Raw genomic sequence first — 24,390 nt, forward strand, 5'->3', positions numbered from 1 at the left:
GCCCGATGCAAGGTGACAGATTGGCAGAATAGCTAACCGCTGTCGCCGCAAAACAAAACCCGCCAACGGCGGGTTTTGTTTTGCCAACCGAAAACGGCTTACACCGTGGTCGGGTTGGGCTTCTCCGGATCGAGCTTGTATTCCTTGATCGCGCGGGCCACGTCCTTGGCGTTGACCTTGCCGTCCTTCGCCAGCGCGGCCAGCGCGGCGTGGGCGATCCAGTGGCGGTCCACCTCGAAGAACTCGCGCAGGTGCGCGCGGGTGTCGGAGCGGCCGTAGCCGTCGGTGCCGAGCACCGTGTAGCGCATGCCGTCGGGCATGAAGGCGCGGATCTGGTCGGCGTACTCGCGCACGTAGTCGGTGGCGGCGATCGCCGGGCCGCCACGGCCCTCCAGCAGGCTGGTGACGTAGGGCACGCGCTGCTCGGCTTCCGGATGCAGGCGGTTCCAGCGCTCGGCGTCGAAGCCGTCGCGGCGCAACTCGACGAAGCTGGGGCAGGACCAGATGTCGGACTTCACGCCGAAGTCCTTCTCCAGCAGTTCGGCCGCCGCGATCACCTCGCGCAGGATGGTGCCGGAACCCAGCAGCTGCACCCGCGGCTCGCCCTTCTTGGGCTTGCCGCCGTCCTTGAACAGGTACATGCCCTTGATGATGCCCTCGGCGCTGCCTTCGGGCATGTCCGGATGAACGTAGTTCTCGTTCATCACGGTGACGTAGTAATAGTGGTCTTCCTGCTCCTGCATCATGCTGCGCACGCCGTCCTGCAGGATCACCGCCACCTCGTAGGAGAACGTGGGGTCGTAGGCCTTCACGTTCGGGATGGTACCGGCCATCAGGTGCGAATGGCCGTCCTCGTGCTGCAGGCCTTCGCCGTTCAACGTGGTGCGGCCCGAGGTGCCGCCCACCAGGAAGCCGCGCGCGCGCATGTCGCCGGCGGCCCAGCACAGGTCGCCGATGCGCTGGAAGCCGAACATCGAGTAGTAGATGAAGAACGGCAGCATCGCCTGGTTGCTGATGCTGTAGCTGGTGGCCGCGGCCATCCAGGCGGCCATGCCGCCGGCCTCGGAGATGCCTTCCTGCAGTACCTGGCCCTTCTGGTCTTCGCGGTAGTACAGCAGCTGGTCGGAATCCTGCGGGCGGTATTTCTGGCCGAACGGCGCGTAGATGCCGATCTGGCGGAACATGCCTTCCATGCCGAAGGTACGCGCCTCGTCGGCCACGATCGGCACCACGCGCTCGCCGAGCTGCTTGTCGCGCAGCAGCAGGTTCATGCCGCGCACCAGCGCCATGGTGGTGCTGATCTCGCGCTCGCCGGTGCCCTTGGTGATCTGCTCGAACGCGGCCAGGTCCGGCGCCTTCAGCTTGGCGTCGGCCTTGCGGCGGCGCTGCGGCAGGAAGCCGCCCAGCGCGCGGCGGCGCTCCAGCATGTATTCCACTTCCGGCGAGTTCTTGCCGGGGTGGTAGTAGGGCACGTCAGCCAGCTTGTCGTCCGGCACCGGAATCTGGAAGCGGTCGCGGAAATGCCGCACCGCCTCGTCGTCCAGCTTCTTCTGCTGGTGCGTGGGGTTCTGCGACTCGCCGGTGCCGATGCCCATGCCGTAGCCCTTCACCGTCTTGGCGAGGATCACGGTGGGCATGCCCTTGGTCTGCGAGGCGGCGTGATAGGCCGCGTAGACCTTGTGCGGGTCGTGGCCGCCGCGGTTGAGGCGCCAGATGTCGTCGTCGCTGAGGTTGGCGACCATCTCGCGCGTCTGCGGGTACTTGCCGAAGAAGTGTTCGCGCGTGTACGCGCCGCCGAAAGCCTTGCAGGCCTGGTACTCGCCGTCGACCGTCTCCATCATCAGCTTGCGCAGCACGCCGTCCTTGTCGCGCGCGAGCAGCGGGTCCCAGTAGCTGCCCCAGATCAACTTGATGGCGTTCCAGCCGGCGCCGCGGAACACGCCTTCCAGCTCCTGGATGATCTTGCCGTTGCCGCGGACCGGGCCGTCCAGGCGCTGCAGGTTGCAGTTGATGACGAACACCAGGTTGTCCAGTCCCTCGCGGCCGGCCAGCGCGATCGCGCCCAGCGACTCCGGCTCGTCGGTCTCGCCGTCACCCATGAAGCACCAGATCTTGCGGTCGGTCTTCGGCATCAGGCCGCGGTGTTCCAGGTACTTCCAGAACTGCGCCTGGTAGATCGCCTGGATCGGACCCAGGCCCATCGACACCGTGGGCACCTGCCAGTAATCCGGCATCAGCCACGGGTGCGGGTAAGACGACAGGGCGCGGCCCTTGCCGACCACTTCCATGCGGAACAGGTCGAGCTGCTCCTCGGCGAGGCGGCCTTCGAGGAAGGAGCGTGCGTAGATGCCGGGGCTGGAGTGGCCCTGGTGGAACACCAGGTCACCGGGATGGTCGGCGCTGGGCGCCCGCCAGAAGTGGTTGAAGCCCACGTCGTACAGCGTGGCCGAGGACGCGAAGCTGGCGATGTGGCCGCCCAGCTCGCCCGGCTTGCGGTTCGCCCGCACCACCATCGCCATCGCGTTCCAGCGGACCAGGGAGCGGATGCGCCACTCCATCGCCGCGTCGCCCGGGCTCTTCGCCTCCTTCGCCGGCGCGATGGTGTTGACGTAGGCGGTGGTGGGGTCGAACGGCAGATAGCCGCCGGCGCGGCGCGTCGAGTCGACCATCTGCTCCAGCAGGTAGTGCGCGCGCTCGGTACCGTCGTGGCTGATGACCGCGCTGAGCGAGTCGATCCATTCGCGGGTTTCGGTGGGATCGAGATCCTGGTTGAGGATGTCGTCGAGCTGGTCCATGGGAGATTCTCCGCAGCGCCGCGCGGCGCAGATGCCTGTAGGGGAAGCCGTCGCCGGGGAAGCGGCTGGCCGACGCCCAAGTCTAGCCTTCGCGGCACATCGCTGCCAGTTGGACGTCCGTCGATGGACGGCCATGCGGAGGCGCATGCTGCTGAAGGAGGGATGGGACGAGTGCACACGTTGGCGACGCAGCGGCTATGCAAACGTATGCATAAGCGTTTCGATGGATCTTTCGCGAACCGGGCCCCTCGCCTCAATCCTCTTCCTCGCTCCTCGGAGCAGGAGCCATCCATGGCCCTTGCCGCGTCCCTCCGGGGGCAGGAGGCCAACGCGGCGGGCGGGTTCGTCCAACGCATGTCCCGGGGCCCGGCAGCATCCGGTTTCGACGCAGGCTTGGTCCTTTGCCCAAAACGGGGCGCTGTCGCGAGGAAAGCGCCTAGCTGCGCGCCCGGATCTGCGCGTCCACCGCGGCTACCGCAGTCATGTTGACTACGCGGCGCACGCTGGACGAGGTGGTGAGGATGTGCGCGGGCTTGTCGACGCCCATCAGGATCGGCCCGATCGCCACGCCGTCGGTCATCACCCGAACCATGTTGTAGACGATGTTGGCGGCGTCGAGGTTGGGCAATACGAACAGGTTGGCGCGCCCGCTCAGCGTGGTGCCGGGGAAGATGCGCCGACGCAGCGTTTCGTCCCAGGCGGTATCGGCCTGCATTTCGCCGTCCATGTCCAGCTTGGGTGCGCGCGCCTTGAGGATCTCCCGCACCTTGCGCATCTTTGCCGCGCTGGCGTTGTCGTGGCTGCCGAAGTTGGAGTGCGACAGCAGCGCCACCTTGGGCTCGATGCCGAACAGCTTGAGCCGGTAGATGGCCTGCAGCGTGGCCTCGGCGATCTGCTCGGCGCCGGGATCGAGCTGCACATGGGTGTCGAGGAAGAACCATGCGCCCTTGTCGTTGATCACGCCGGTCATCGCCGAGGTGCACTGCACGCCCGGGTCCAGCCCGAACACGCTGCGCAGGTAGCCGAGCTTCTTGTGATAGCGGCCGACCAGGCCGCATATCAGCGCGTCGGCCTCGCCGCGCTCGACCATCATCGCGGCGATCAGGGTGGGCCGCGAGCGCATCAGGTTTTTCGCCGCATCCGGGGTCACCCCGCGGCGCTCGGTCATGGCGTGGTACTGCTGCCAGTACTCGTTGAAGCGGGGATCGTCGTTGATGTTGGTGAGCTCGAAATCCACGCCCGCGCGCAGGCGCAGGCCGAGCCGGTGAATGCGCATCTCGATCACGTCGGGCCGGCCGATCAGGATCGGATAGGCCAGCTTGTAGTCGACCACCGACTGCACCGCGCGCAGCACGGTCTCTTCCTCGCCTTCGGCGTAGACCACGCGCTTCAGGTCGGAGCGGGCGCGGTCGTACACCGGCTTCATGATCAGGCCGGTGCGGTAGATGAACTGGCCGAGCTTCTCCTTGTACGCATCCATGTCGGCGATCGGCCGCGTCGCCACGCCCGAATCCATCGCCGCCTGCGCCACCGCAGGCGCCAGCATCACCAGCAGGCGCGGGTCGAACGGACGCGGGATCAGGTATTCGGGGCCGAACGAGGGAATCTCGCCGCCGTAGGCGCTGCCGAGGTCCGAGGCCTCCATCCGCGCCAGCTCCGCGATGGCGCGCACGCAGGCCGTCTTCATCGCCTCGTTGATGCCGGTCGCGCCCACATCCAGCGCGCCGCGGAAGATGTAGGGGAAGCACAGGGCGTTGTTGACCTGGTTCGGGTAATCCGAACGGCCGGTGGCAATGATGCAGTCCGGGCGCACCTTCTTCGCGTCCTCGGGCAGGATCTCCGGGTTGGGGTTGGCCAGCGCCAGGATCACCGGCCGGTCGGCCATGGTGGCGACCATCTCCGGCTTCAGTATCCCGCCGGCGGAGAGGCCCAGGAACACGTCGGCACCGGCCACGATCTCGGCCAGGCTGCGCTTGTCGGTGTCGCGCGCGTAGCGCGCCTTGTCAGGGTCGAGGTGGTCGCGGCCCCGGTAGATCACGCCCTCGCGGTCGAAGGCAAGGATGTGCTCGGGCTTGGCGCCGAGCGCCACCAGCATGTCGAGGCAGGCGATGCCCGCCGCGCCGGCGCCGGTGGTGGCGATCCGCACGTCCTCGATCCTCTTGCCCACCACTTCCAGCGCATTGACGATGGCGGCGCCCACGATAATGGCGGTGCCGTGCTGGTCGTCGTGGAATACCGGAATCTTCATCCGCTCGCGCAGCTTGCGCTCGACGATGAAGCACTCCGGCGCCTTGATGTCCTCGAGATTGATGCCGCCGAAGGTGGGCTCCATCGCGGCAATGATGTCCACCAGCTTGTCCGGGTCGCGCTCGTTGAGCTCGATGTCGAACACGTCGATGCCGGCGAACTTCTGGAACAGCACGCCCTTGCCCTCCATCACCGGCTTGCCGGCCAGTGGGCCGATGTCGCCCAGGCCCAGCACCGCGGTGCCGTTGGTGATCACCGCCACCAGGTTGCCGCGCGCGGTCATCTCGCTGGCCGCGTTCGGATCCTCGACGATGGCCTCGCAGGCATAGGCCACGCCCGGTGAATACGCCAGCGACAGATCGCGCTGGGTCAGCAGCGGCGTGGTCGGGCTCACCTTGATCTTGCCCGGGCGCGGATGGCGGTGGTATTCGAGCGCGGCGCGGCGCAGGTCTTCGGAGTGGGCCATGGGATGGGCTTTTCGTGGAATTCAGGGGGCCGCGAGGCGGCGTGACATGGTAGCACCGGGCACCGCCCGGGCCGCGGCTAAACGCTCAGCGACAGCTCGTCGGCATGCACCTTGCCCATGCGGATTCCGTTGACGAACACCGAGAACGCCAGCTTGCCGGCCAGGCCGTGCACGTGCTGCATCCACGGCGGCAGCCAGCGCGGCGGCGCGATCGCGCCGGATTCGAAGTGCGGCTGCAGCGCCACCACGTCGTGCAGGGTGAGTTTGCCGGCGAACAGGTGGCGCAGCATCTCCAGCCGCCGCTCCTTCATCGCCCAGCGGAAGAAGGTATGCACGGTGAGCAAGCCGCTGAGATACACGTTGTCCTTGGCGAACGCCGCGCCGCCGACCGGCGGCACGCCGCGGAACACGCGCTGGGCGGAGTGGAAGCTGTCCGCCGCGTTCTGGCCGCGCTCGACGAAGAACTTGTAGACCTCGACGAAGTCGGCGCCCGACAGCGCCATGTCGATCGCGAGGATGCGCAGGCTGATGCGCTTAAGCCGCGCGATGTCGATCGCGCCCGACATCAGCTCGGCGAACACCGCCAGCCCTTCCTGGGTGGCGGTGACGCGCGGCGAGGTGCGTCCCAGCGAGGCCAGCAGCGGCTGCGCGCGGCCGTTCAGCGCGGTGAGCGTGTGCACCAGCGCCTCGTGCGCCAGCAACTGGTGGCGGTCGTAGTCGGTGAAACTGGCGCCGCCGCGCAGCCGGATGCGGGCGGCGCCCGCGGCGGCCTTGGCGGTGAGCTCGGGATCGACCTCCACCTTCACCGCGCCCGCGCCGAAGAAATCGTCCAGGGTTTTCGCCAGCTCGTCGCGCAGGGTCTCGGCGCTAATGCCCTCGCGGGAATCGTCGGCCAGCAGGTCGGCGCCCAGTTCGTCCGACAGCTCCACGAAATAGCGCGCCGCGTCGAGGTTGCTGCGCTGGCTGCCGGGGATCGCATCGCCGGGCCGGCCGTACAGCGCGATCGACGGCGCGCTGACCCCGTCGCTACCCACCGCCTCCAGCATCTCCGCCGCGATGCGCCAGGACTCGGCGGTGCGCGCCAGGTAATCGCCCAGCGGATCGCCACCCAGCGCCGCCGTCTCACGCTCGATCGCCGCCAGCTCGGCGCGCGCGGCGGCGAGGTCGGGCCGCTGGTACTGCACCGCAGGCAAGGCGAACCGCCCGGCAGCGTAGTCCGCGATCATGCGGTTCTCCAGCGACGCCGGCCACGCCACCGTGGACAGGATGCGGATGCCCTTCACCGCGGCCAGCAGGCGCTGGTCGAGCGCGGCGCAGTGTCGCAGGCCGGGGTCTGGAGTGTTCATGCGTGCCACCGCATCACTGAGGAAAGTCGCCGCATGTCAGATACTCCCTGCCGGGTTGTCCATCATGTGTCCGACCTTCCTCACTCCCGTTCCCGCCGCCCGCGTGGCGCGTGCGGCCGCTCGATCGGCCGGCCGCCGCGCTGGCGGCGCAGTTTCGCCTCCAGCGTGGCGGCCTGCTCCTCGCGCTCGTCGCGCAGCTTGAGGTAGTTGCGCCAGCGCTCGGGCGACAGCTCGCCGCTGTCCAGTGCGGCCTGCACCGCGCAGCCCGGCTCGCTGCCGTGGCCGCAGTCGGCGAAGCGGCAGGCCTCGGCCAGTTCCTCGATGTCGGCGAACAGGTCGAGGTTTTCCTCGCCGGTGAGCTTCAGCTCGCGCATGCCGGGGGTGTCGATCAGGCAGCCGCCGGTGGGCAGCTGCAGCAGCGCGCGGTGCGTGGTGGTGTGGCGGCCCCGGCTGTCGTGGTGGCGCACCGCACTGGTGGCCATCCTGTCGATGCCCAGCAAGGTGTTGGTGAGTGTGGACTTGCCTGCGCCGGAGGAACCCACCAGCACCGCGCTGTCGCCGGGCTGCAGGTAGGGCGCGAGCTGCGCCGCGCTGGCGGCGTCCTTGCCATTGATCGCGTGGACGGCCGTGCCGGGCGCCAGCCGCGCGCGCAGTTCGTCGACGCGCGCACCGACGTCTTCGTGCAGGTCGGGCTTGCTCAGCAGCACCACGGCCCGCGCGCCGGAATCCTCGATCAGCGAGAGGTAGCGCTCGATGCGCGCCGGGTTGTAGTCGCCGTCCAGCCCGGTGAGCACCAGCACGTAGTCGATGTTGGTGGCGATCAGCTGGCGCGCGTAGCGTTCGCCCGCCGCGGCACGCGACAGCACGCTGCGCCGCGGCAGCACCGTGACGATGTGCGGCGGCTGGCCGGGCTCGATCTCGACGAAATCGCCCACCGCGGGGCGCTCCGCCGGATCGATGCCGCGCTTCAGGAACTGCCCGGCCGGTTGCGCGCCGAAGCTGCGTTCGCCGTCGTGTAGCTCGTAGCCGGTGCGGTGCTGCGCCACCACCCGCGCCAGCTCCCGGCCGGCCGCCGGCCGGGCTTCGCCGCGCCAGCCGATCCGCCGCAGCCGCTCTATCATTTCGGCGTCGCTCATGAGTCAGGAAATTCCGCAGGTGAAGGCGATTATGCCTTGCCCCGGAAATGCCCGTACAAAGCCAGCCGGGCGACTCGCGCTGCATCGCACCATGCTGTTAGCATCGGCGCAAACCGGCGCTCCGGCCGGCCCTGAGGATTCCGGCGTTGGCTTCGATCAGACCCAGCACGCATCTGGCGGACGTGCGTTACGAGATCCGTGGCGCACTCACCCGGCGCGCCCGCGAACTGGAAGCGGCCGGCCGCGACATCATCAAGCTCAACATCGGCAATCCCGGGCGCTATGGCTTCCAGACGCCGTCGCACCTGCGTGAGGCGATTGCGAGCCACCTCATCGAGAGCGAGGCCTACGGCCACGAGCAAGGCCTGGAAACGGCCCGCGAGGCGATCGCCGCGCAACAGCGCGCCCGCGGCGCGCGTGGCGTGGAGGTGGAGCGCATCTTCATCGGCAACGGCGTCAGCGAGCTGATCGACCTCAGCCTGCGCGCCCTGCTGCAGCCGGGCGACGAGGTGCTGCTGCCCAGCCCCGACTACCCACTGTGGAGCGCCGCCACCATCCTCAACGGCGGTCGCCCGCGCTACTACCGCTGCCTCGCGGAGAACGGCCACCTGCCCGACCCGGACGAGATCGAGGCGCTGGTGACGCCGCGCACCCGCGCGCTGGTGCTGATCAACCCGAACAACCCCACCGGCGCGGTCTATCCGCGCGCGCTGCTGGAGCGCATCGTGGCGGTGGCCGCGCGGCACGGCCTGCTGCTGCTGGCCGACGAGATCTATGACGAGATCCTCTACGACGGCACGCTGTTCCAGCCGCTGGCGGAAATCGCCGGCGCGCTGCCCTGCGTCAGCCTCGGCGGGCTCAGCAAGGTGCACCGCGCCTGCGGCTACCGGGTGGGCTGGCTGTCGCTCTCCGGCGATCCCGCGCGCAGCGCCGACTACCGCGACGCGCTGCAGCTGCTGGCCGCGCTGCGCCTGTGCGCGAACGTCACCGCGCAGTGGGCGGTGATCCCCGCGCTTGAAGACGCCCCCACCATCACCGCGCTCACTGCGCCGGGCGGCCGCCTGCACGAGGCGCGCCAGGCCGTGCTCGACGGCGTGGCCGCCAGCGAATGGCTGACCGTGGTCGCACCCGCCGGCGCGCTGTATGCCTTTCCCCAGGTGCGCGCCGATCGCCTGCCCGTATTCGACGACGAGGCCTTCGCGCTGCGCCTGCTCGAGGAGGAACACGTCCTGGTGGTGCCCGGCACCAGCTTCAACGTGCCGTCCAGCCGCCACCTGCGCCTCACCCTGCTGCCGCAGCCGGCGCAGCTGCGCGAGGTGTTCCTGCGCATGGAACGGGTGCTGGCGCGCATGGCGGCCGAACAGCCGCACCGTGCCACGGCTGCCGCCTGACATCGACGCCTCTCCCCGTTCGGGGCGTGGGATCAGGCAAGCAACTCGACGAAGCGCCGCGGCGCGCCCTCGAAGCCGCCGTTTGACATGAACACCACGTGGTCGCCCGGTCGGGTCTGCGCACGTAACGCCGCGAGCAGCGCATCGACGCCGGGCGCCGTGCTGCCGCGTCCCCGCAGCGCGTCGGTGACGCGCTGCGCATCCCACGGCAGCTCGGGGCGATGCAGGAACACTACCGCGTCGGCATCGGCGAGCGAAGGCGCCAGCGCCTCGGCATGCGCACCGAGGCGCATCGAGTTCGAGCGCGGCTCGAGTGCCACCAGGATGCGTGCCTTGCCCACCTTCGCGCGCAGGCCGGCCAGCGTAGTGGCGATCGCGGTGGGGTGGTGGGCGAAGTCGTCGTAGACGCGCACGCCATCGGCCTCGCCGACCAGCTCCATCCGGCGTTTCACGCTTTCGAAGCTGGCGAAGGCGGACAGCAGCGCGCGCGGGTCGGCGCCGGCCGCCGTGGCTGCGGCGAGCGCCGCCAGCGCGTTCATCACGCTGTGGTTGCCGAGCAGCGGCCAGTGGATCTCGCCCAGCAGCTCGCCCTGGCGCATCACCTTGAACGCGCTGCCGTCGGCCTCGATCAGCACGGCCTGCCAGTCGCCGCGGCCGATGCCAAAGCTTTCCACCGGCGTCCAGCAGCCCATCGCCAGCACCTCCGCGAGGCGCTCGTCGTGGGCGTTGACGATCAGCCGGCCGTTGCTTGGCACGGTGCGCACCAGATGGTGGAACTGGCGCTGGATCGCCGCCACGTCGGGGAAGATGTCCGCGTGGTCGTATTCGAGGTTGTTGAGGATCGCGATGCGCGGGCGGTAATGCACGAACTTCGAACGCTTGTCGAAGAACGCGGTGTCGTATTCGTCCGCCTCGATCACGAACGGCCTGCCCCCACCCAGCCGCGCCGACACCCCGAAGTTGCCCGGCACGCCGCCGACCAGGAAACCAGGCGCCATGTCGGCCCGCTCTTTGGCGGCCTGATCCAGCAGGTGCGCCAGCAGGCTGGTGGTGGTGGTCTTGCCGTGGGTGCCGGCCACCGCCAGCACTTCGCGCCCGGCCAGCACCGTCTCGCCCAGCCATTGCGGGCCGGAGACGTAGCGCAGCTGTTCGTCGAGCATGTATTCCACGGCCGGGTTGCCGCGGGTCATCGCGTTGCCGACCACCACCAGGTCGGGCGCGGGCCGGAGGTGTTCGGCGGCGTAGCCGCTCATCAGCCCGATGCCCAGCGCCTCGAGCTGCGTGCTCATCGGCGGGTAGACATTGGCGTCGGAACCTTCGACCTCATGCCCCAGTTCCCGCGCCAGCGCGGCGACGCCGCCCATGAAGGTGCCGCAGATGCCGAGGATGTGCAGACGCATGTCGTGGAATCCGTCCCTCTCGCCGATGCTTGCGCCCCTCTCCCGCCGGGAGAGGGGCTGGGGGTGAGGGTACGGGACTTGCGAGGGAGCAGGGCTACGCGGATACGGACGTATTCACTCCGCCGGCCCATCACCCTGCAGGTGAGAGGGAGAGCGTGGCTCAGCCGTTCGCGGCAGCCGTCTCGGCCTTGAGCGCGCGCTTCACCCGCGCGGTGACTTCGTCCAGCTCGCCCACGCCGTCCACCACCTGCAGCTTGCCGCGCTTGGCGTAGAAATCCGCCACCGGCGCGGTCTGCTCGGCGTAGACCTTCAGGCGGTCGCGCACCACGGCCGGGTCGTCGTCCTTGCGGTGCTCGGCGGCGTAGCGGATCTCGCAGCGGCCGATGATGACCTCGTTCGGCACTTCCAGCTTGACCACCGCGTCCAGCGGCTGGCCGATGCGCGCCAGCAGGTGTTCGAGCGCGTCGGCCTGGGCGAGATTGCGCGGGTAGCCGTCGAGGATGAAGCCGTTTTTCGCGTCTGGCTGGGCCAGGCGCTCTTCCAGCATGGCCAGCAGGATGTCGTCGGATACGAGCTTGCCGGCGTCCATCACCGCCTTGGCCTTGAGCCCGGTGGGGGTACCCGCGGCCACGGCTGCGCGCAACATGTCGCCAGTGGAGATGTGCGGCACGCCCAGGTCGTTCTTCAGCCGGGTGGCCTGGGTGCCCTTGCCCGAACCGGGCGCACCGAGTAGCACGAGTCGCATATTGCTCCGCAATGGCGGCGGATGGCCGCCGATTCCCTGGGAAATGGGCTTCACGGTAGCGTTTGCGGGCGTCCGCCGTCAAACGGAAAACGCTGCCGACGTACCGACATGCGTCGCATAGGCGCGATACTGGACCCCCACCGACGGAGATACCCATGCCGAACCGCCAAGCCACCTCCGGCCGCCTGCTCTACGCCCAGTCCGGCGGCGTCACCGCCGTGATCAACGCCACCGCGGCCGGCGTGATCGAAGCGGCGCGCGCGAAAGGCGTGCCAGTCTACGCCGCGCGCAACGGCATCCTCGGCGCGCTGCGCGAGGAACTGATCGATACCACGAAGGAAGCGAAGGCCGCGATTGCGGCATTGCGCCACACCCCGGGCGGCGCGTTCGGCAGCTGCCGCTACAAGCTGAAGTCGCTGGAAGCGAACCGCGCCGAATACGAACGCCTGATCGAGGTGTTCCGCGCGCACGACATCCGCTGGTTCCTCTACAACGGCGGCAACGACTCGGCCGACACCGCGCTGAAGATCTCGCAGCTGGGCAAGGCGATGGATTACGACATCCGCTGCATCGGCGTGCCCAAGACGGTGGACAACGACCTCGCCGTCACCGACTGCTGCCCCGGCTTCGGTTCGGTGGCGAAGTACACCGCAGTGTCGACGCTGGAGGCCAGCCTGGACGTGGCCTCGATGGCCGACACCTCCACCAAGGTGTTCATCCTCGAAGTGATGGGCCGCCACGCGGGCTGGATCGCCGCCGCCGCGGGCCTGGCCGGTGAAGGCGCAGACGCGCCACCGCACCTCATCCTGTTTCCCGAGCGCGTCTTCGACGAACAGGCCTTCCTGGCCAAGGTGAAGGCCACGGTCGAGCGCGTGGGCTGGTGCACCGTGGTGGCCTCCGAGGGCCTGCGCAACGCCGAAGGCCGGTTCCTGGCCGAAGCGGGCACGCGCGACGCGTTCGGCCACTCGCAGCTGGGCGGCGTGGCACCGGTGCTGGCGGCGCTGGTGAAGGAGAAGCTGGGCTACAAATACCACTGGGCGCTGCCCGACTACCTGCAGCGCTCCGCACGCCACCTGGCGTCCAAGACCGACGCCGAACAGGCCTACGCCGTGGGCCAGGCCGCGGTGGACTACGCGCTGGCCGGCATGAACGCGGTGATGCCGGTGATCGTGCGCAGCAGCGACGCCCCCTATCGCTGGAAGGTCGAACCGGCGGCGCTGCACCGTATCGCCAACCGCGAGAAGAAGATGCCCAGCGGCTTCGTCACCCGTGATGGCTTCGGCATCACGGCCGCCGCGCGGCGCTATCTCGCGCCGCTGATCCAGGGCGAAGCGCATCCGCCACACGGGCGCGACGGCTTGCCGATGTATGGGCGCCTGAAGAACACCCGCGTGGCGAAGAAGCTGCCGACCTTCGAACACTGACCGGACCACGATCCGCGGAGGCCGCCATGGCGAGGATCGTCACGCTGACCATGAACCCGGCGCTGGACATCGCGACGTCGATCGAGCGGATCGCGCCGGAGCGCAAGCTGCGCTGCGATGCGCCGCGCTACGACCCGGGCGGCGGCGGCATCAACGTCGCCCGGGTGGCGCATGCGCTGGGCGTCGACGCGTTTGCGGTGTTTCCGGCGGGCGGCGCCGCGGGCGAGCTGATCGGCCATCTGCTGCAACAGGAAGGCGTCGGCTACTCGGCCATCCCGATCGACGGATTCACGCGCGAGAGTCTCAATGTCGCCGAGCGCGCCAGCGGCCAGCAATACCGCTTCATCCTCCCCGGCCCGGAGATCGGCAGCCGCGACCAGCAGCAATGCCTGGATGCACTGGAAGCCGCCGCGACCGATGCCGACTACGTCGTCGCCAGCGGCAGCCTGCCCCGCGGCGTTGCCGAGAATTTCTACGCGCGCGTGGGGGAAATGGCGAAGCGACTCGGCAAGCGCCTGGTCCTGGACACCTCCGGACCGGCGCTGCGGCATGCCGGCACCGGCGTCCATCTGCTCAAGCCCAGCCTGGGCGAGCTGGAAGGCCTGCTCGGCCACCCGATCCAGGGCGAACGCGAGGAGGAACAGGCGGCGCGCGGCCTGATCGAACAGGGTCGCTGCGAGATCGCCATCGTGTCCCTCGGCGCGCGCGGCGCGCTGCTGGCGAGCAGGCAAGGGATCGAACGCCTGCCTGCCTTGCAGGTGGCATCCAAGACCGCTGTCGGGGCGGGCGACTCGATGCTGGCCGGTGTACTCGTGGGGCTGGTCCGCGGGCTCGGCCTGGGCGATGCCGTGCGCTTCGGTGTCGCGGCAGGCGCCGCGGCACTGCTTGCCGCCGGCACCCAGCTGTGCCGCGCGGAGGATGTGGAGCGCCTGTACCGGGCATCGGCTGGCGCCGGGTGACACCGCGCCCTCCAGCGCAACAGCCCTCGCGCGGGCGCATCAAGCCCGGAACAGTGCGTCGACTTCCGCGTGGGTGGCGTTGCCGGCAAAACCGTCGAAGCGCCCCTCGGCCAAGCCACGCGCGGCGCGCAGGAAGCCACCCCAGGCGGCTCCCGCAAGTGCGCCGCCCACGCTGATCCGGCGCACGCCGAGTTTCGCGAGATCGGCCTGCGTGAAGGCAGCGGCGTAGCCCACCAGCACGTTGACCGGCTTCGGCGCGACGGCGCGCACCACCGCCTCGATCTGTTCGCTGGTGCGCAGGCCCGGCGCGTACAGGCAGTCCGCGCCGGCCTCGGCATAAGCCTTGAGGCGCCTCAGCGATTCCTGCATGGGATCGGGATGGCCGACCAGAAAGCACTCGGCGCGACCGATCAGCATCACGTCCTCGCCCGATGCATCGATCGCCGCGCGTGCGGCTCGCATGCGCGCGACCGCCTCGTCCAGCGGGTACAGCGGCTGCGCCGCATCTCTGGTGGAATCCTCGATCGACAGTCCGGCCACGCCGGTGTCTACGCAGCGGCGCACGTTGTCTGCCAGCTCCCTGAGGTCGCGGGCGTGACCGTCCTCGAAGTCGGCGTTCACCGGCAGGTCGGTGGCCGCCACCATCGCGCGGCAATGCGCCAGCACCGTGTCCAGGTCCACCGCGTTGTCGCAATGCGCGCGCGACCATGCGAAGCCCGAGCTGGTGGTCGCCAGCGCCTTGAAACCGAGCTGCTGCAGGGCCCGGGCGGAACCGGCATCCCAGGGATTGGGAAGCATGAAGCAGCCGCTTTCATGCAGCTTGCGGAAGACGGCGCGTCGCGCCGCGATGTCGGCGGAGTTCATGCCCGCAGCCTACTACGCCACACGCGACCATCGATGCCGATCACATCACCGCTGCAAGCATGGGCACGGGCATGCACGCGTGGAGGACTGCCGCCCCGAGGCGGCAATGGCATCGACATATCTTTCGTTCATGCGCAATTTCATACGATTCACCCCGAGCCGCAAGACGGCGCGACCGGAGGATCCGCGATGAAGACCTTGTACAGCGTGATGCTTGCGCTGCCCCTGCTTGCCGGCATCGGCACGGCGCTGGCCGGCCACAACCACGGCCGCGGCGATGATCGCGGATACGACCGCCAAGGCTGGCAGGAACGCCGAAGCCACGGCCACGGCCACCATGGCAACGGCCACCGCATCGTCGTCCGCCACCACGACCACTACCGCCGCTGGGACCGCGGCCATCGCTACGGTGGCCCGATCCATGTGGTGCACGACTACGGCCGCTACCGGCTGCACCCGCCGCCGCGCGGTTACGGCTGGGTGCGCGTGCGGAACAACGATTACCTGCTGGTCGCGCTCGCCACTGGCGTCATCCTCCACATCGCCACCCGCTGAATCCGCAGCAAATCGACCAAGGCCGCGCTGCAACGCGCGGCCTTCCCGTCTTTGCGGGACGTTGCGCCGCACAACGGGATGTGCGGCGGGCTCTGCCTATACTCCCTCGAACCGTCCGCTCCGGACGGCCCACAACTCATGGGGAGGCTCCGATGCTGCAGCAGTTTGGCTGGTGGATCGTGCTCGCGTGTGCAGTGGTGGCCATTTTGTATGGCGCATTGTCGGCACGCTGGGTTCTGGCGCAGTCGCCGGGCAATGCACGGATGCAGGAAATCGCCGCGGCGGTGCAGGAGGGTGCACGTGCCTACCTCAATCGCCAGTACGGCACGATCGCCCTGGTCGGGGCGGTGCTGTTCCTGCTGATCGGCTTCTTCCTCTCCTGGCCCACCGCGGTGGGCTTTTTGATCGGCGCGGCACTGTCCGGCGCCGCCGGCTACATCGGCATGAACGTCTCGGTGCGCGCGAACGTGCGCACCGCCGAGGCTGCGCGACAGGGCCTGGGCCCGGCAATGAACGTGGCGTTCCGCGGCGGCGCGATCACCGGCATGCTGGTGGTGGGCCTGGCGCTGCTAGGCGTGGCCGGCTACTGGCTGATCCTCAACCGCAGCGGCATCACCAGCGAGCATGCGCTGCACGCGCTGGTGGGCCTGGCGTTCGGCAGCTCGCTGATCTCGATCTTCGCGCGCCTCGGTGGCGGCATCTTCACCAAGGGCGCCGACGTGGGCGCCGACCTGGTGGGCAAGGTCGAGGCCGGCATCCCTGAGGACGATCCGCGCAACCCCGCGGTGATCGCCGACAACGTGGGCGACAACGTGGGCGACTGCGCAGGCATGGCCGCCGACCTGTTCGAGACCTACGCGGTGACGGTGATCGCCACCATGCTGCTCGGCGGCCTCACCCTGAGCAACGCCGGCAGCGACGCGGTGCTGTACCCGCTGCTGCTGGGTGCGGTATCGATCATCGCCTCGATCATCGGCACGCTGTTCGTGCGGGTGGGCGCGGGCGGCTCGATCATGGGCGCGTTGTACAAGGGCGTGATCGTCTCGGGCGTGCTGGCCGCGATCGCGTTCTATCCGATCACGATGCAGATGATGGCGAGCTTCGACGGCGGCGCGCTGAACCTGTGGTTCTGCTCGCTGATCGGCCTGGCGCTCACCGGCGCCATCGTGTGGATCACCGAGTATTACACCGGCACCGACTACAAGCCGGTGCAGCACATCGCGCAGGCCTCCACCACCGGCCACGGCACCAATATCATCGCGGGCCTGGGCATCTCGATGAAGGCCACCGGCCTGCCGGTGGTGGCGATTTGCGTGGCGATCTGGGGCGCGTATGCGCTGGGCGGCCTGTACGGCATCGCGATCGCGGCGACCGCGATGCTGTCGATGGCCGGCATGATCGTGGCGCTGGATGCCTACGGGCCGATCACCGACAACGCCGGCGGCATCGCCGAGATGGCCGACCTGCCGCCCGAGGTGCGCGGCGTCACCGACCCGCTGGATGCGGTGGGCAATACCACCAAGGCGGTGACCAAGGGCTACGCGATCGGCTCGGCCGCGCTTGCCGCACTCGTGCTGTTCGCCGACTACACGCACAACCTCGACGTGTCCGCCCAGCTCAAGGCGGCCGCCAGCGGCGGCGTGGCGCAGGCGCTGACCTTCGACCTGTCCGACCACATGGTGATCATCGGCCTGCTGATCGGCGGCCTGATCCCCTACCTGTTCGGTGCGATGGCGATGGAGGCGGTGGGCCGCGCCGCGGGCGCGGTGGTGGAGGAAGTGCGCCGCCAGTTCCGCGACATCGCCGGCATCATGCAGGGCACCGGCAAGCCGCAGTACGACAAGGCGGTGGACATGCTCACCAGGTCGGCGATCCGCGAGATGATCGTGCCCTCGTTGCTGCCGGTGGTCGTGCCGATCGTGGTGGGCCTGCTGCTGGGGCCGAAGGCGCTGGGCGGCGTGCTGATCGGCACCATCGTCACCGGCCTGTTCGTGGCGATCTCCATGACCACCGGCGGCGGCGCCTGGGACAACGCCAAGAAGTACATCGAGGACGGCCACCACGGCGGCAAGGGCTCGGAAGCGCACAAGGCCGCCGTCACCGGCGACACCGTGGGCGATCCCTACAAGGACACCGCCGGTCCCGCGGTGAACCCGCTGATCAAGATCATCAACATCGTGGCGCTGCTGATCATCCCGCTGCTGCATTGAGCGACATCCGTCCCGACGACAGGCCCCGCATGCGGGGCCTGTCGCGTTTCAGGCGAACCTGACTTCAGTCACAGGCGGCAACGCCGCCGCCTCGGCACACTCGCGTTTTCGCCGCCTATCCGGCCACACGACCAAGGACTCCACGCATGGCTTCCAAGACCTCCCTCTGGCTGGCGCTCGCGCTGGGCATCACACTGGGCGGCATGAACACCGCCCGCGCCAACACCACCCGCCCGCCCGTCGCCGGCGACGATCCCTACCTGTGGCTGGAAGCCACCCACGGCGCCCGCGCGATGGACTGGGTAAAGCAACAGAACGCGATCACCGAGAAGGCCTTCGCCAGCTCGGCCGGGTTCGACCGCACCCGCAACCAGATCCTCGAGGTACTCGATTCCGACGCCCGCATCCCCTACGTGAGCCGCATGGGCGAATACCTCTACAACTTCTGGCAGGACAAGGCGCATCCGCGCGGCCTGTGGCGCCGCACCACGCTGGCCGAGTACCGCAAGGCCGATCCGAAGTGGGAAACCGTGCTGGACGTGGACGCGCTGAACAAGACCGAGGGCAAGCGCTGGGTGTTCAAGGGCGCGGATTGCCTGAAGCCTGCCTACACGCGCTGCCTGCTCTCGCTGTCGCCCGACGGCGGCGACGCGGTCGTGGTGCGCGAGTTCGATATCCCCTCGAAGTCCTTCGTGAAGGGCGGCTTCGAGCTGCCGGTCGCGAAGACCCAGGTGAGCTGGATCGACCAGGACCACATCTACGTGGGCACCGATTTCGGCCCTGGCTCGATGACCCAGTCCAGCTACCCGCGCATCGCCAAGGAATGGACGCGCGGCACCCCGCTGTCGGCCGCCACCACGGTATACGAGGGCAAGCCCACCGACATGTCGGTAAACGCCTACCACGACCGCACGCCCGGCTTCGAGCGCGACTTCGTGCAGGTGGCCACCGACTTCTTCCACAGCGAAACCTTCCTGCGCAAGGACGGCAAGCTGGTCAAGCTGGACATTCCCAGCGACGCCAGCGCCGACGCGCACCGCGAGTGGCTGCTGGTGACGCTGCGCTCGCCGTGGACGATGGGTGGCACCACCTATCCCAACGGCGCGCTGATCGCCACGAAGTTCGACGACTTCATGGCCGGCCGGCGCGCGTTCACCGTCCTGTTCAAGCCGGACGCGCACACCGCGCTGTCCAGCTATGCGTGGACGCAGCATCACCTGATCGTCGACGTGCTGGACGACGTGAAGAGCCGGCTGGAAGTGCTGACGCCCCCCGGAAGCTCCGCAACCGCCGGCGACTGGAAGCGCGAGGCCATGCCGGGCGCACCGGCGATGAGCACGGTGGCCGTGGTCGATACCGACCCCGACCACAGCGACGAGTACTGGCTCACCGTCACCGGCTTCCTCACCCCGCCCACGCTGGAACGCGGCGTGCTGGACCAGGGCAAGGCGGAGACGATCAAGCATCAACCGGCCTTCTTCGACGCCTCGAAGTTCAGCGTGACCCAGCACTTCGTCAGCTCGAAAGACGGCACCCGCGTGCCCTATTTCGAGATCGCGCCGAAGGACCTGAAGCTCGATGGCAGCAACCGCACCTTGCTGTACGGCTACGGTGGCTTCGAGGTCTCGCTGCAGCCGTTCTACAGCGGCAGCGTTGGCCGCGCGTGGCTGGACCGCGGCGGCGTCTACGTGGTCGCCAACATCCGCGGCGGCGGCGAATACGGCCCGGCCTGGCACCAGGCCGCGCTGCAGGCCAACCGGCCCAGGGCCTATCAGGACTTCGCCGCGGTGGCCGAGGACCTGGTGAAGCGCGGCATCACCTCCGCGAAGCACCTCGGCGCCGAGGGCGGCAGCAACGGCGGCCTGTTGATGGGCAACATGCTGACGACGTACCCGCAGCTGTTCGGCGCGATCGCCTGCGAGGTGCCGCTGCTCGACATGAAGCGCTACATCCACCTCGATGCCGGCGCCTCGTGGATCGCCGAATACGGCAACCCCGACGACCCGAAGCAATGGGCCTTCATCAAGACCTTCTCGCCCTACCAGAACCTGCACAGGGAAAAGCATTACCCGCCGGTGCTGTTCTACACCACCACCAGCGACGACCGCGTGGGCCCGGCGCAGGCGCGCAAGATGGCGGCGAAGATGGAAGGCATGGGCATTCCGAACGTGTGGTTCTACGAGAACCTGGAAGGCGGCCACGGCGCCGGCGCGGACAACAAGCAGTCCGCGCACATGCATGCGATGGTGTATGACTTCCTGTGGAATGAACTGAAGTAATCCCGGACACGGAATCGCCTGGAATGGAGCACGTCCATTCCAGGCCCCGGCCGCATGGCCGGACAAGGGCCATCCCAACACGCCCCGTCGCCGCGCGGACGCATCCCCGCACCAGCCCCGCAACAGCGCAGTCGCCTGCGACTGGCTCCGTCCACCCACGCGCATTCGTCGCGGCGGCCGGCCGTGGGCTCGCAACATTCTCCGAATGGCTTTGACGATTCCGCGCGGATTGGTCGTGTATCGCATCGCCGCGCGTACCTACGCTGCTCGCCGGACGCTTTCGTAACGAATCGTTGACGGCGACACCAACCATTCCTATCGCAAGCGTCCGGTTCGCCTGGGGGTTCTCCCCAGTCCCCCGGGCGAATCCCTTGTCCGCCCTTCCGCCATCGCGGAGCACAGGCCATGTCAACGCTGATCGCAACGCCCGATATGGATTCGCCCCGCACCGCCGCCGGAGGCGGTGGCGCAGCCGACTTCATGCGCGACGGTGCCCACGCGCGCATCTCGTTTCCCGGACGCCCTCCCCGCAGGCCCGACGCGTCACGCAACGGGCTCGGGGATGAGGTGCGCATGGCGCCGTCACAGGCGCCGACAGGCACCGCACTGAGCCTGCCCGCACGCATCCAGTGCCTGATCCGGACCGCAGGCAGCGCCAGCGCCATCGCGCGGAGTTGCGGCGTTTCCGAAGGCACGGTGCGCAACTGGCGCGATGGCCATAGCGACATGTCACGCGAACGTTGCGTCATGCTCGCGCAGGCGCTGGGCATCTCGCTGCTCTGGCTGGTCACCGGCGAGGGAGCCATGCGTGCAGAACCCCAAGCCACTGCCGCGCCGGCCGTGCTCGCCGCTCCACCGGCCCTGCCCGAGCCCACCGGGACTGCGCCGCACACCCGCACGCCGGCGGTCGATGCGCGCCTGCTCGCCTCCGCGTTGCGGCTGCTGCAGTCGTACATCGGCCTGGCCGGCGGGTCGCTGGATCCGTCGCAGCGCGCCGACGTGCTGGTCGAGCTCTACGAACTGCTGGGTCGCGCCGGCGAGCCGGGGCACGCCGAGCGCCTGATCGCCTTCCACGCCACGCTCGGCAACCTGCTGCGTGGCAATCACCGAGCCCTGATCGCATGACCCGGCACGTCGCCAGGCCCGCACACGGCGGAAGCACGGATGGATAGCCATGCGAAGCCACCGGCGCGGCCATCGGTTCGAACGTGGCGCGGGAGCGCCATGGCTTCCGCAATGCCGGCATCGACCGGCTCCGGACGCCGTTGGCGCGGCCACTCAAAAAGCGAAGTAGATCGCCATAAGCATCCGCATTCCATGCGGCCAGGGTTCGCCGGTGCGAATCCGATTTCACATCTCACTGAGAGGGGAGTTGCATGAACAGCAGCACGCAAGTTGCAAACCGGCGCCGTCGCCGAAATCCGGCCTGCACGGCCTTGAGCCTGGCGATGGCCGCCGCGTTGTACGGCGTCGGCGCGGCAAACCTGGTGCACGCGCAGGCCACGACCGGCAGCATCTTCGGCACAGCGCCCGTGGCAGCCGGCGAAACCGTGATGGCGAAGAGCGCCTCGGGCGTCACGCGCGAAGTGGCGGTCGGCGCGGACGGCCACTACGCCATCAAGTCCCTGCCAGTGGGCACGTACACGGTGACCCTGCGCAACGGCGGCCAGACGATCGCCACGCACGACAACGTGGCGGTCAGCGTCGCCACCGGCATCGAGGTTCCATTCGCGGCGGCCGCCAACGCCCAGAACCTGAGCGCCGTGCGTGTGGTCGCCAACGCCTTGCCGTCGATCGACGTCTCCAGTGTCAGCTCCAGCACCATCATCACCGCCGCCGACCTGCGCAGGCTGCCGGTGGCGCGCACCGCCGAATCCATCGCCCTGCTCGCGCCGGGCACGGTCGCGGGCAGCAGCTTCTTCATGGGCCCCGGCAACAACACCCTCGTATCTTTCGGCGGTTCGTCGGTCACCGAGAACGCCTACTACGTGAACGGCTACAACACCGGCGAGCCCTACAAGAACCTCGGTGGCTTCCAGCTGCCCTATGGCGCGATCGACCAGCAGGAGACGCTCACCGGCGGCTACAGCGCCAAGTACGGCCGCTCCGACGGCGGCGTGATCAACCAGCTCGGCAAGCGCGGCACCGACGAGTGGCACTTCGGCGGCCAGGTGGCCTGGCAACCGCGCTTCCTCGAGAGCAGCCCGGTCAACAACTACTACGGCCACCCGGAGGTTCCCGCGCCGATCGGCAACGTCACCTACCAGCTGGAAAATCCCAGCAAGCCGGGCACGCTGAACCAGTATCGCGCCGACAACAAACAGTGGCAGACGATCTACTCCGCCTATCTGGGCGGCCCGCTGATCAAGGACAAACTGTTCCTGTTCCTGGCGGCAGAGACCACCAGGACGCATTCCACCAACGTGGAATTCGCCGCCAATCAGCTCGTCCAGTACAACCGGGACAAGGACGACAAGTTCTACGGCAAGCTGGACTGGAACATCACCGACAACAACATCCTGGAGCTGACCGCGCTCAAGAACAATTCGAGCATCGGCGCCGGCTCGTCCTACGCGTTCAACACCGACACGCTGAAGGTGGGGCCCTTCGTCACGAACAACGACGTCACCAAGGACAACGCCCAGTTCTACATGGGCCACTTCACCAGCTACATCACCGACAACGCCACGCTGAGCATCCTGTACGGCAAGGCGCGCTTCCAGGATCCGGTCGTCTACGCGAACCGCAGCCCGCTGCCGTTCATTTCCCGTGCGGACAACCAGGACCCTGCGCTGCTGCCGCCGGGCACCGGCTCGAACGGCATCGTCAACAGCCAGACCAACATCAACTGGACCTCGCCGCAGGCCACCAACGGCACCCATGGTCTGCGCGTCGACTTCGACTACAGGCTGGGCGACCACGACCTGTCCGCCGGCATCGACAACATGAGCTACAAGGCCCGCCACCAGGGGCCGGACCAGCAGAACCCGTTCAATCCGTCGATCAACTACTTCTGGCGCTACTACCCGGGCGACATCGTGCGCAAGCGCGAGGTGGGCTGGGCCACCAGCATGACGATGACCCAGAAGGCGTACTACCTGCAGGACGCCTGGCAGGTCACGCCGAACGTGCTGCTGGACGTGGGCGTGCGCAACGACCACTTCATCAACTACAACGACCTCGGCAAGGCCTTCGTCGACGAGAAGAACCAGTGGGAGCCGCGCCTCGGCGTGAGCTGGGACGTGTTCGGCGACTCCTCGTTCAAGATCTATGGCAACGCAGGCCGCTACTACCTCGCGCTGCCTGACAATGCGGCCGAACGTGCGGCGAACCGCTCGACCTACATCGTCACCACCTACAACTACACCGGCATCGATCCGGCCACCGGCATACCGACCGGTCTGACCCAGGTCGGCAACCCGACTTCGCCCGACGGCGAGTTCGGCCTGCCGAAGGACCCGCAGCAGGTCACCGCGCGCAACCTGAAGCCGGAGTACGTGGACGAATTCATCGTCGGCTTCGACAAGAAGCTGGGCGACCGCTGGGTCTATGGCGCCAAGGCGATGTGGCGCGATTTGAAGGCCGCAATCGATGACGAGTGCTCGCCCGGCCAGATCGACGCCAAGATGCAGGCCATGGGTGTGAATCCGGCGCTGACAGCGGGGGCGACAAAGACGACCCCAGCTGGCCCCTATTACGACTCGCTGTATGGCGCTTCGTACTGCCGCCTCATCAACCCGGGCCTGACCAACAACATGCTGGTCGTCTCCAGCGACAGCAGCCATCCCAACATGCTCGTGCCGATGAGCATGAAGGACTGGGGTTACCAGCAGGGCGTGATCCGCAAGATCGGCTCGCTGGACCTGTATCTCGAACATCCGTTCGACGGCACGTGGTACGGGCGGGTGGACTACACCTTCAGCCGCGGCTTCGGCAACACCGAGGGCCAGGTGCGCAGCGACTTCGGCCAGGCCGACGTTTCCAAGACCGAGGACTGGGACAGCTGGCAGTTGATGGATGGCCAGAACGGCGAACTGACCAACATCCGCAAGCACCAGTTCCGCTTCCGCGGCGCCTACCAGATCACGCCGGAGTGGCTGGTCTCCGCCGTCCTGCTGATGCAGTCCGGCTTCCCGAAGGAGTGCCTGGGCTACTACGGCCCCTCGGGCACCGGCGACCCGACCCACTACAACAACGGCGGCGGCGGCAATTACCACTGGTGCCACGGCATGCGCGTCCCGCCGGGATCTACCGGCCATACGCCGTGGACGGAGCTGCTCAACCTCGGCGTGCACTACATGCCGGCGTTCGCCGACCACAAGCTGGGCATCAACCTGGACGTCTTCAATGCGCTGAACCAGCAGCGGGCCATCCAGACCCAGCCCGTCGGGGAAAGCGCCTACAACAGTGCCACCCACGTCATCTCGATCAACAACAGCTACGGGCAGGGCATCTTCTGGAACCCGCCGCGTACCGTGCGGTTGTCGGTGACCTACGACTACTGAGCCATCGCGGCACCCGCCTGGCCCGGATCGGTCGGGCACCATGCCGACCTGACGCCGGTGTCCCTCAC

General features: G+C 68.4%; 15 protein-coding genes. 8 read left to right on the forward strand and 7 right to left on the reverse strand.

Translation table 11 applies throughout. From position 1 onward, the window contains the following. Positions 1 to 98: 98 nt before the first annotated feature. The 4 genes from aceE to rsgA form a co-directional block, all read right to left on the reverse strand. On the reverse strand, positions 99 to 2,795 hold the full coding sequence (gene aceE, locus AC2EWF_RS06550) for a pyruvate dehydrogenase (acetyl-transferring), homodimeric type (RefSeq protein WP_483638561.1): 2,697 nt from the start codon (positions 2,793 to 2,795) through the stop codon (positions 99 to 101). Positions 2,796 to 3,231: 436 nt separating this feature from the next. Next, on the reverse strand, positions 3,232 to 5,508 hold the full coding sequence (locus tag AC2EWF_RS06555) for an NADP-dependent malic enzyme (RefSeq protein ID WP_483638562.1): 2,277 nt from the start codon (positions 5,506 to 5,508) through the stop codon (positions 3,232 to 3,234). A 77-nt stretch (positions 5,509 to 5,585) separates the two neighbouring features. Then, on the reverse strand, positions 5,586 to 6,854 hold the full coding sequence (locus AC2EWF_RS06560; protein ID WP_483638563.1) for a peptidase MATCAP family protein: 1,269 nt from the start codon (positions 6,852 to 6,854) through the stop codon (positions 5,586 to 5,588). 80 nt (positions 6,855 to 6,934) lie between these two features. Beyond that, positions 6,935 to 7,990: a ribosome small subunit-dependent GTPase A gene (gene rsgA, locus AC2EWF_RS06565; protein ID WP_483638564.1), complete on the reverse strand. Its 1,056-nt coding sequence runs from the start codon at positions 7,988 to 7,990 to the stop codon at positions 6,935 to 6,937. Between the two features lie 146 nt (positions 7,991 to 8,136). Here rsgA and AC2EWF_RS06570 point away from each other — a divergent pair, with 146 nt between their 5' ends. Next, the gene (locus AC2EWF_RS06570; protein WP_483638565.1) at positions 8,137 to 9,381 is read left to right on the forward strand and encodes an aminotransferase class I/II-fold pyridoxal phosphate-dependent enzyme; all 1,245 of its coding nucleotides are present in this window, start codon (positions 8,137 to 8,139) and stop codon (positions 9,379 to 9,381) included. Between the two features lie 32 nt (positions 9,382 to 9,413). Here the strand turns inward: AC2EWF_RS06570 and mpl are convergent, their stop codons facing one another. Further along, positions 9,414 to 10,781, reverse strand: coding sequence for a UDP-N-acetylmuramate:L-alanyl-gamma-D-glutamyl-meso-diaminopimelate ligase (gene mpl / locus AC2EWF_RS06575; protein WP_483638566.1), 1,368 nt, complete (start codon positions 10,779 to 10,781; stop codon positions 9,414 to 9,416). A gap of 160 nt (positions 10,782 to 10,941) precedes the next feature. Continuing rightward, a complete protein-coding gene (locus AC2EWF_RS06580; RefSeq protein WP_483638567.1) occupies positions 10,942 to 11,526 on the reverse strand; it encodes an adenylate kinase in 585 nt (194 codons plus the stop codon). Between the two features lie 155 nt (positions 11,527 to 11,681). Between AC2EWF_RS06580 and AC2EWF_RS06585 the strand changes: the two genes are divergently transcribed. Then, positions 11,682 to 12,950: a 6-phosphofructokinase gene (locus AC2EWF_RS06585; protein WP_483638568.1), complete on the forward strand. Its 1,269-nt coding sequence runs from the start codon at positions 11,682 to 11,684 to the stop codon at positions 12,948 to 12,950. A gap of 26 nt (positions 12,951 to 12,976) precedes the next feature. Next, the gene (locus tag AC2EWF_RS06590) at positions 12,977 to 13,909 is read left to right on the forward strand and encodes a 1-phosphofructokinase family hexose kinase (protein WP_483638569.1); all 933 of its coding nucleotides are present in this window, start codon (positions 12,977 to 12,979) and stop codon (positions 13,907 to 13,909) included. 39 nt (positions 13,910 to 13,948) lie between these two features. Here AC2EWF_RS06590 and AC2EWF_RS06595 read toward each other — a convergent pair whose 3' ends face one another. Then, a complete protein-coding gene (locus tag AC2EWF_RS06595; protein ID WP_483638570.1) occupies positions 13,949 to 14,773 on the reverse strand; it encodes an isocitrate lyase/PEP mutase family protein in 825 nt (274 codons plus the stop codon). A 189-nt stretch (positions 14,774 to 14,962) separates the two neighbouring features. Here AC2EWF_RS06595 and AC2EWF_RS06600 point away from each other — a divergent pair, with 189 nt between their 5' ends. From AC2EWF_RS06600 to AC2EWF_RS06620, 5 genes are all read left to right on the forward strand, one after another. Then, positions 14,963 to 15,328, forward strand: coding sequence for an RcnB family protein (locus tag AC2EWF_RS06600; protein ID WP_483638571.1), 366 nt, complete (start codon positions 14,963 to 14,965; stop codon positions 15,326 to 15,328). A gap of 152 nt (positions 15,329 to 15,480) precedes the next feature. Further along, positions 15,481 to 17,538, forward strand: a complete 2,058-nt coding sequence (locus AC2EWF_RS06605) for a sodium-translocating pyrophosphatase (protein WP_483638572.1) — start codon at positions 15,481 to 15,483, stop codon at positions 17,536 to 17,538. Between the two features lie 146 nt (positions 17,539 to 17,684). Next, positions 17,685 to 19,817 carry a prolyl oligopeptidase family serine peptidase gene (locus AC2EWF_RS06610; RefSeq protein ID WP_483638573.1) on the forward strand — a complete coding sequence of 711 codons (2,133 nt, stop codon included), beginning with the start codon at positions 17,685 to 17,687 and terminating at the stop codon, positions 19,815 to 19,817. Positions 19,818 to 20,390: 573 nt separating this feature from the next. Further along, on the forward strand, positions 20,391 to 20,942 hold the full coding sequence (locus tag AC2EWF_RS06615) for a helix-turn-helix domain-containing protein (RefSeq protein ID WP_483638574.1): 552 nt from the start codon (positions 20,391 to 20,393) through the stop codon (positions 20,940 to 20,942). 251 nt (positions 20,943 to 21,193) lie between these two features. Beyond that, positions 21,194 to 24,322, forward strand: a complete 3,129-nt coding sequence (locus AC2EWF_RS06620) for a TonB-dependent receptor (protein WP_483638575.1) — start codon at positions 21,194 to 21,196, stop codon at positions 24,320 to 24,322. Positions 24,323 to 24,390: the final 68 nt, after the last annotated feature.

The sequence above is a fragment of the Rhodanobacter sp. sgz306013 genome, assembly GCF_057031145.1.

Excerpts from the sequence above, each read along its gene's own strand:
- AC2EWF_RS06585 (WP_483638568.1), top strand. The coding sequence starts at position 11,682 with ATGCCGAACCGCCAAGCCACCTCCGGCCGCCTGCTCTACGCCCAGTCC.
- AC2EWF_RS06600 (WP_483638571.1), top strand. The coding sequence starts at position 14,963 with ATGAAGACCTTGTACAGCGTGATGCTTGCGCTGCCCCTGCTTGCCGGC.
- AC2EWF_RS06590 (WP_483638569.1), top strand. The coding sequence starts at position 12,977 with ATGGCGAGGATCGTCACGCTGACCATGAACCCGGCGCTGGACATCGCG.
- AC2EWF_RS06610 (WP_483638573.1), top strand. The coding sequence starts at position 17,685 with ATGGCTTCCAAGACCTCCCTCTGGCTGGCGCTCGCGCTGGGCATCACA.
- rsgA (WP_483638564.1), bottom strand. The coding sequence starts at position 7,990 with ATGAGCGACGCCGAAATGATAGAGCGGCTGCGGCGGATCGGCTGGCGC.
- aceE (WP_483638561.1), bottom strand. The coding sequence starts at position 2,795 with ATGGACCAGCTCGACGACATCCTCAACCAGGATCTCGATCCCACCGAA.
- AC2EWF_RS06615 (WP_483638574.1), top strand. The coding sequence starts at position 20,391 with ATGGCGCCGTCACAGGCGCCGACAGGCACCGCACTGAGCCTGCCCGCA.
- AC2EWF_RS06595 (WP_483638570.1), bottom strand. The coding sequence starts at position 14,773 with ATGAACTCCGCCGACATCGCGGCGCGACGCGCCGTCTTCCGCAAGCTG.
- AC2EWF_RS06555 (WP_483638562.1), bottom strand. The coding sequence starts at position 5,508 with ATGGCCCACTCCGAAGACCTGCGCCGCGCCGCGCTCGAATACCACCGC.
- mpl (WP_483638566.1), bottom strand. The coding sequence starts at position 10,781 with ATGCGTCTGCACATCCTCGGCATCTGCGGCACCTTCATGGGCGGCGTC.
- AC2EWF_RS06580 (WP_483638567.1), bottom strand. The coding sequence starts at position 11,526 with ATGCGACTCGTGCTACTCGGTGCGCCCGGTTCGGGCAAGGGCACCCAG.
- AC2EWF_RS06560 (WP_483638563.1), bottom strand. The coding sequence starts at position 6,854 with ATGAACACTCCAGACCCCGGCCTGCGACACTGCGCCGCGCTCGACCAG.
- AC2EWF_RS06620 (WP_483638575.1), top strand. The coding sequence starts at position 21,194 with ATGAACAGCAGCACGCAAGTTGCAAACCGGCGCCGTCGCCGAAATCCG.
- AC2EWF_RS06605 (WP_483638572.1), top strand. The coding sequence starts at position 15,481 with ATGCTGCAGCAGTTTGGCTGGTGGATCGTGCTCGCGTGTGCAGTGGTG.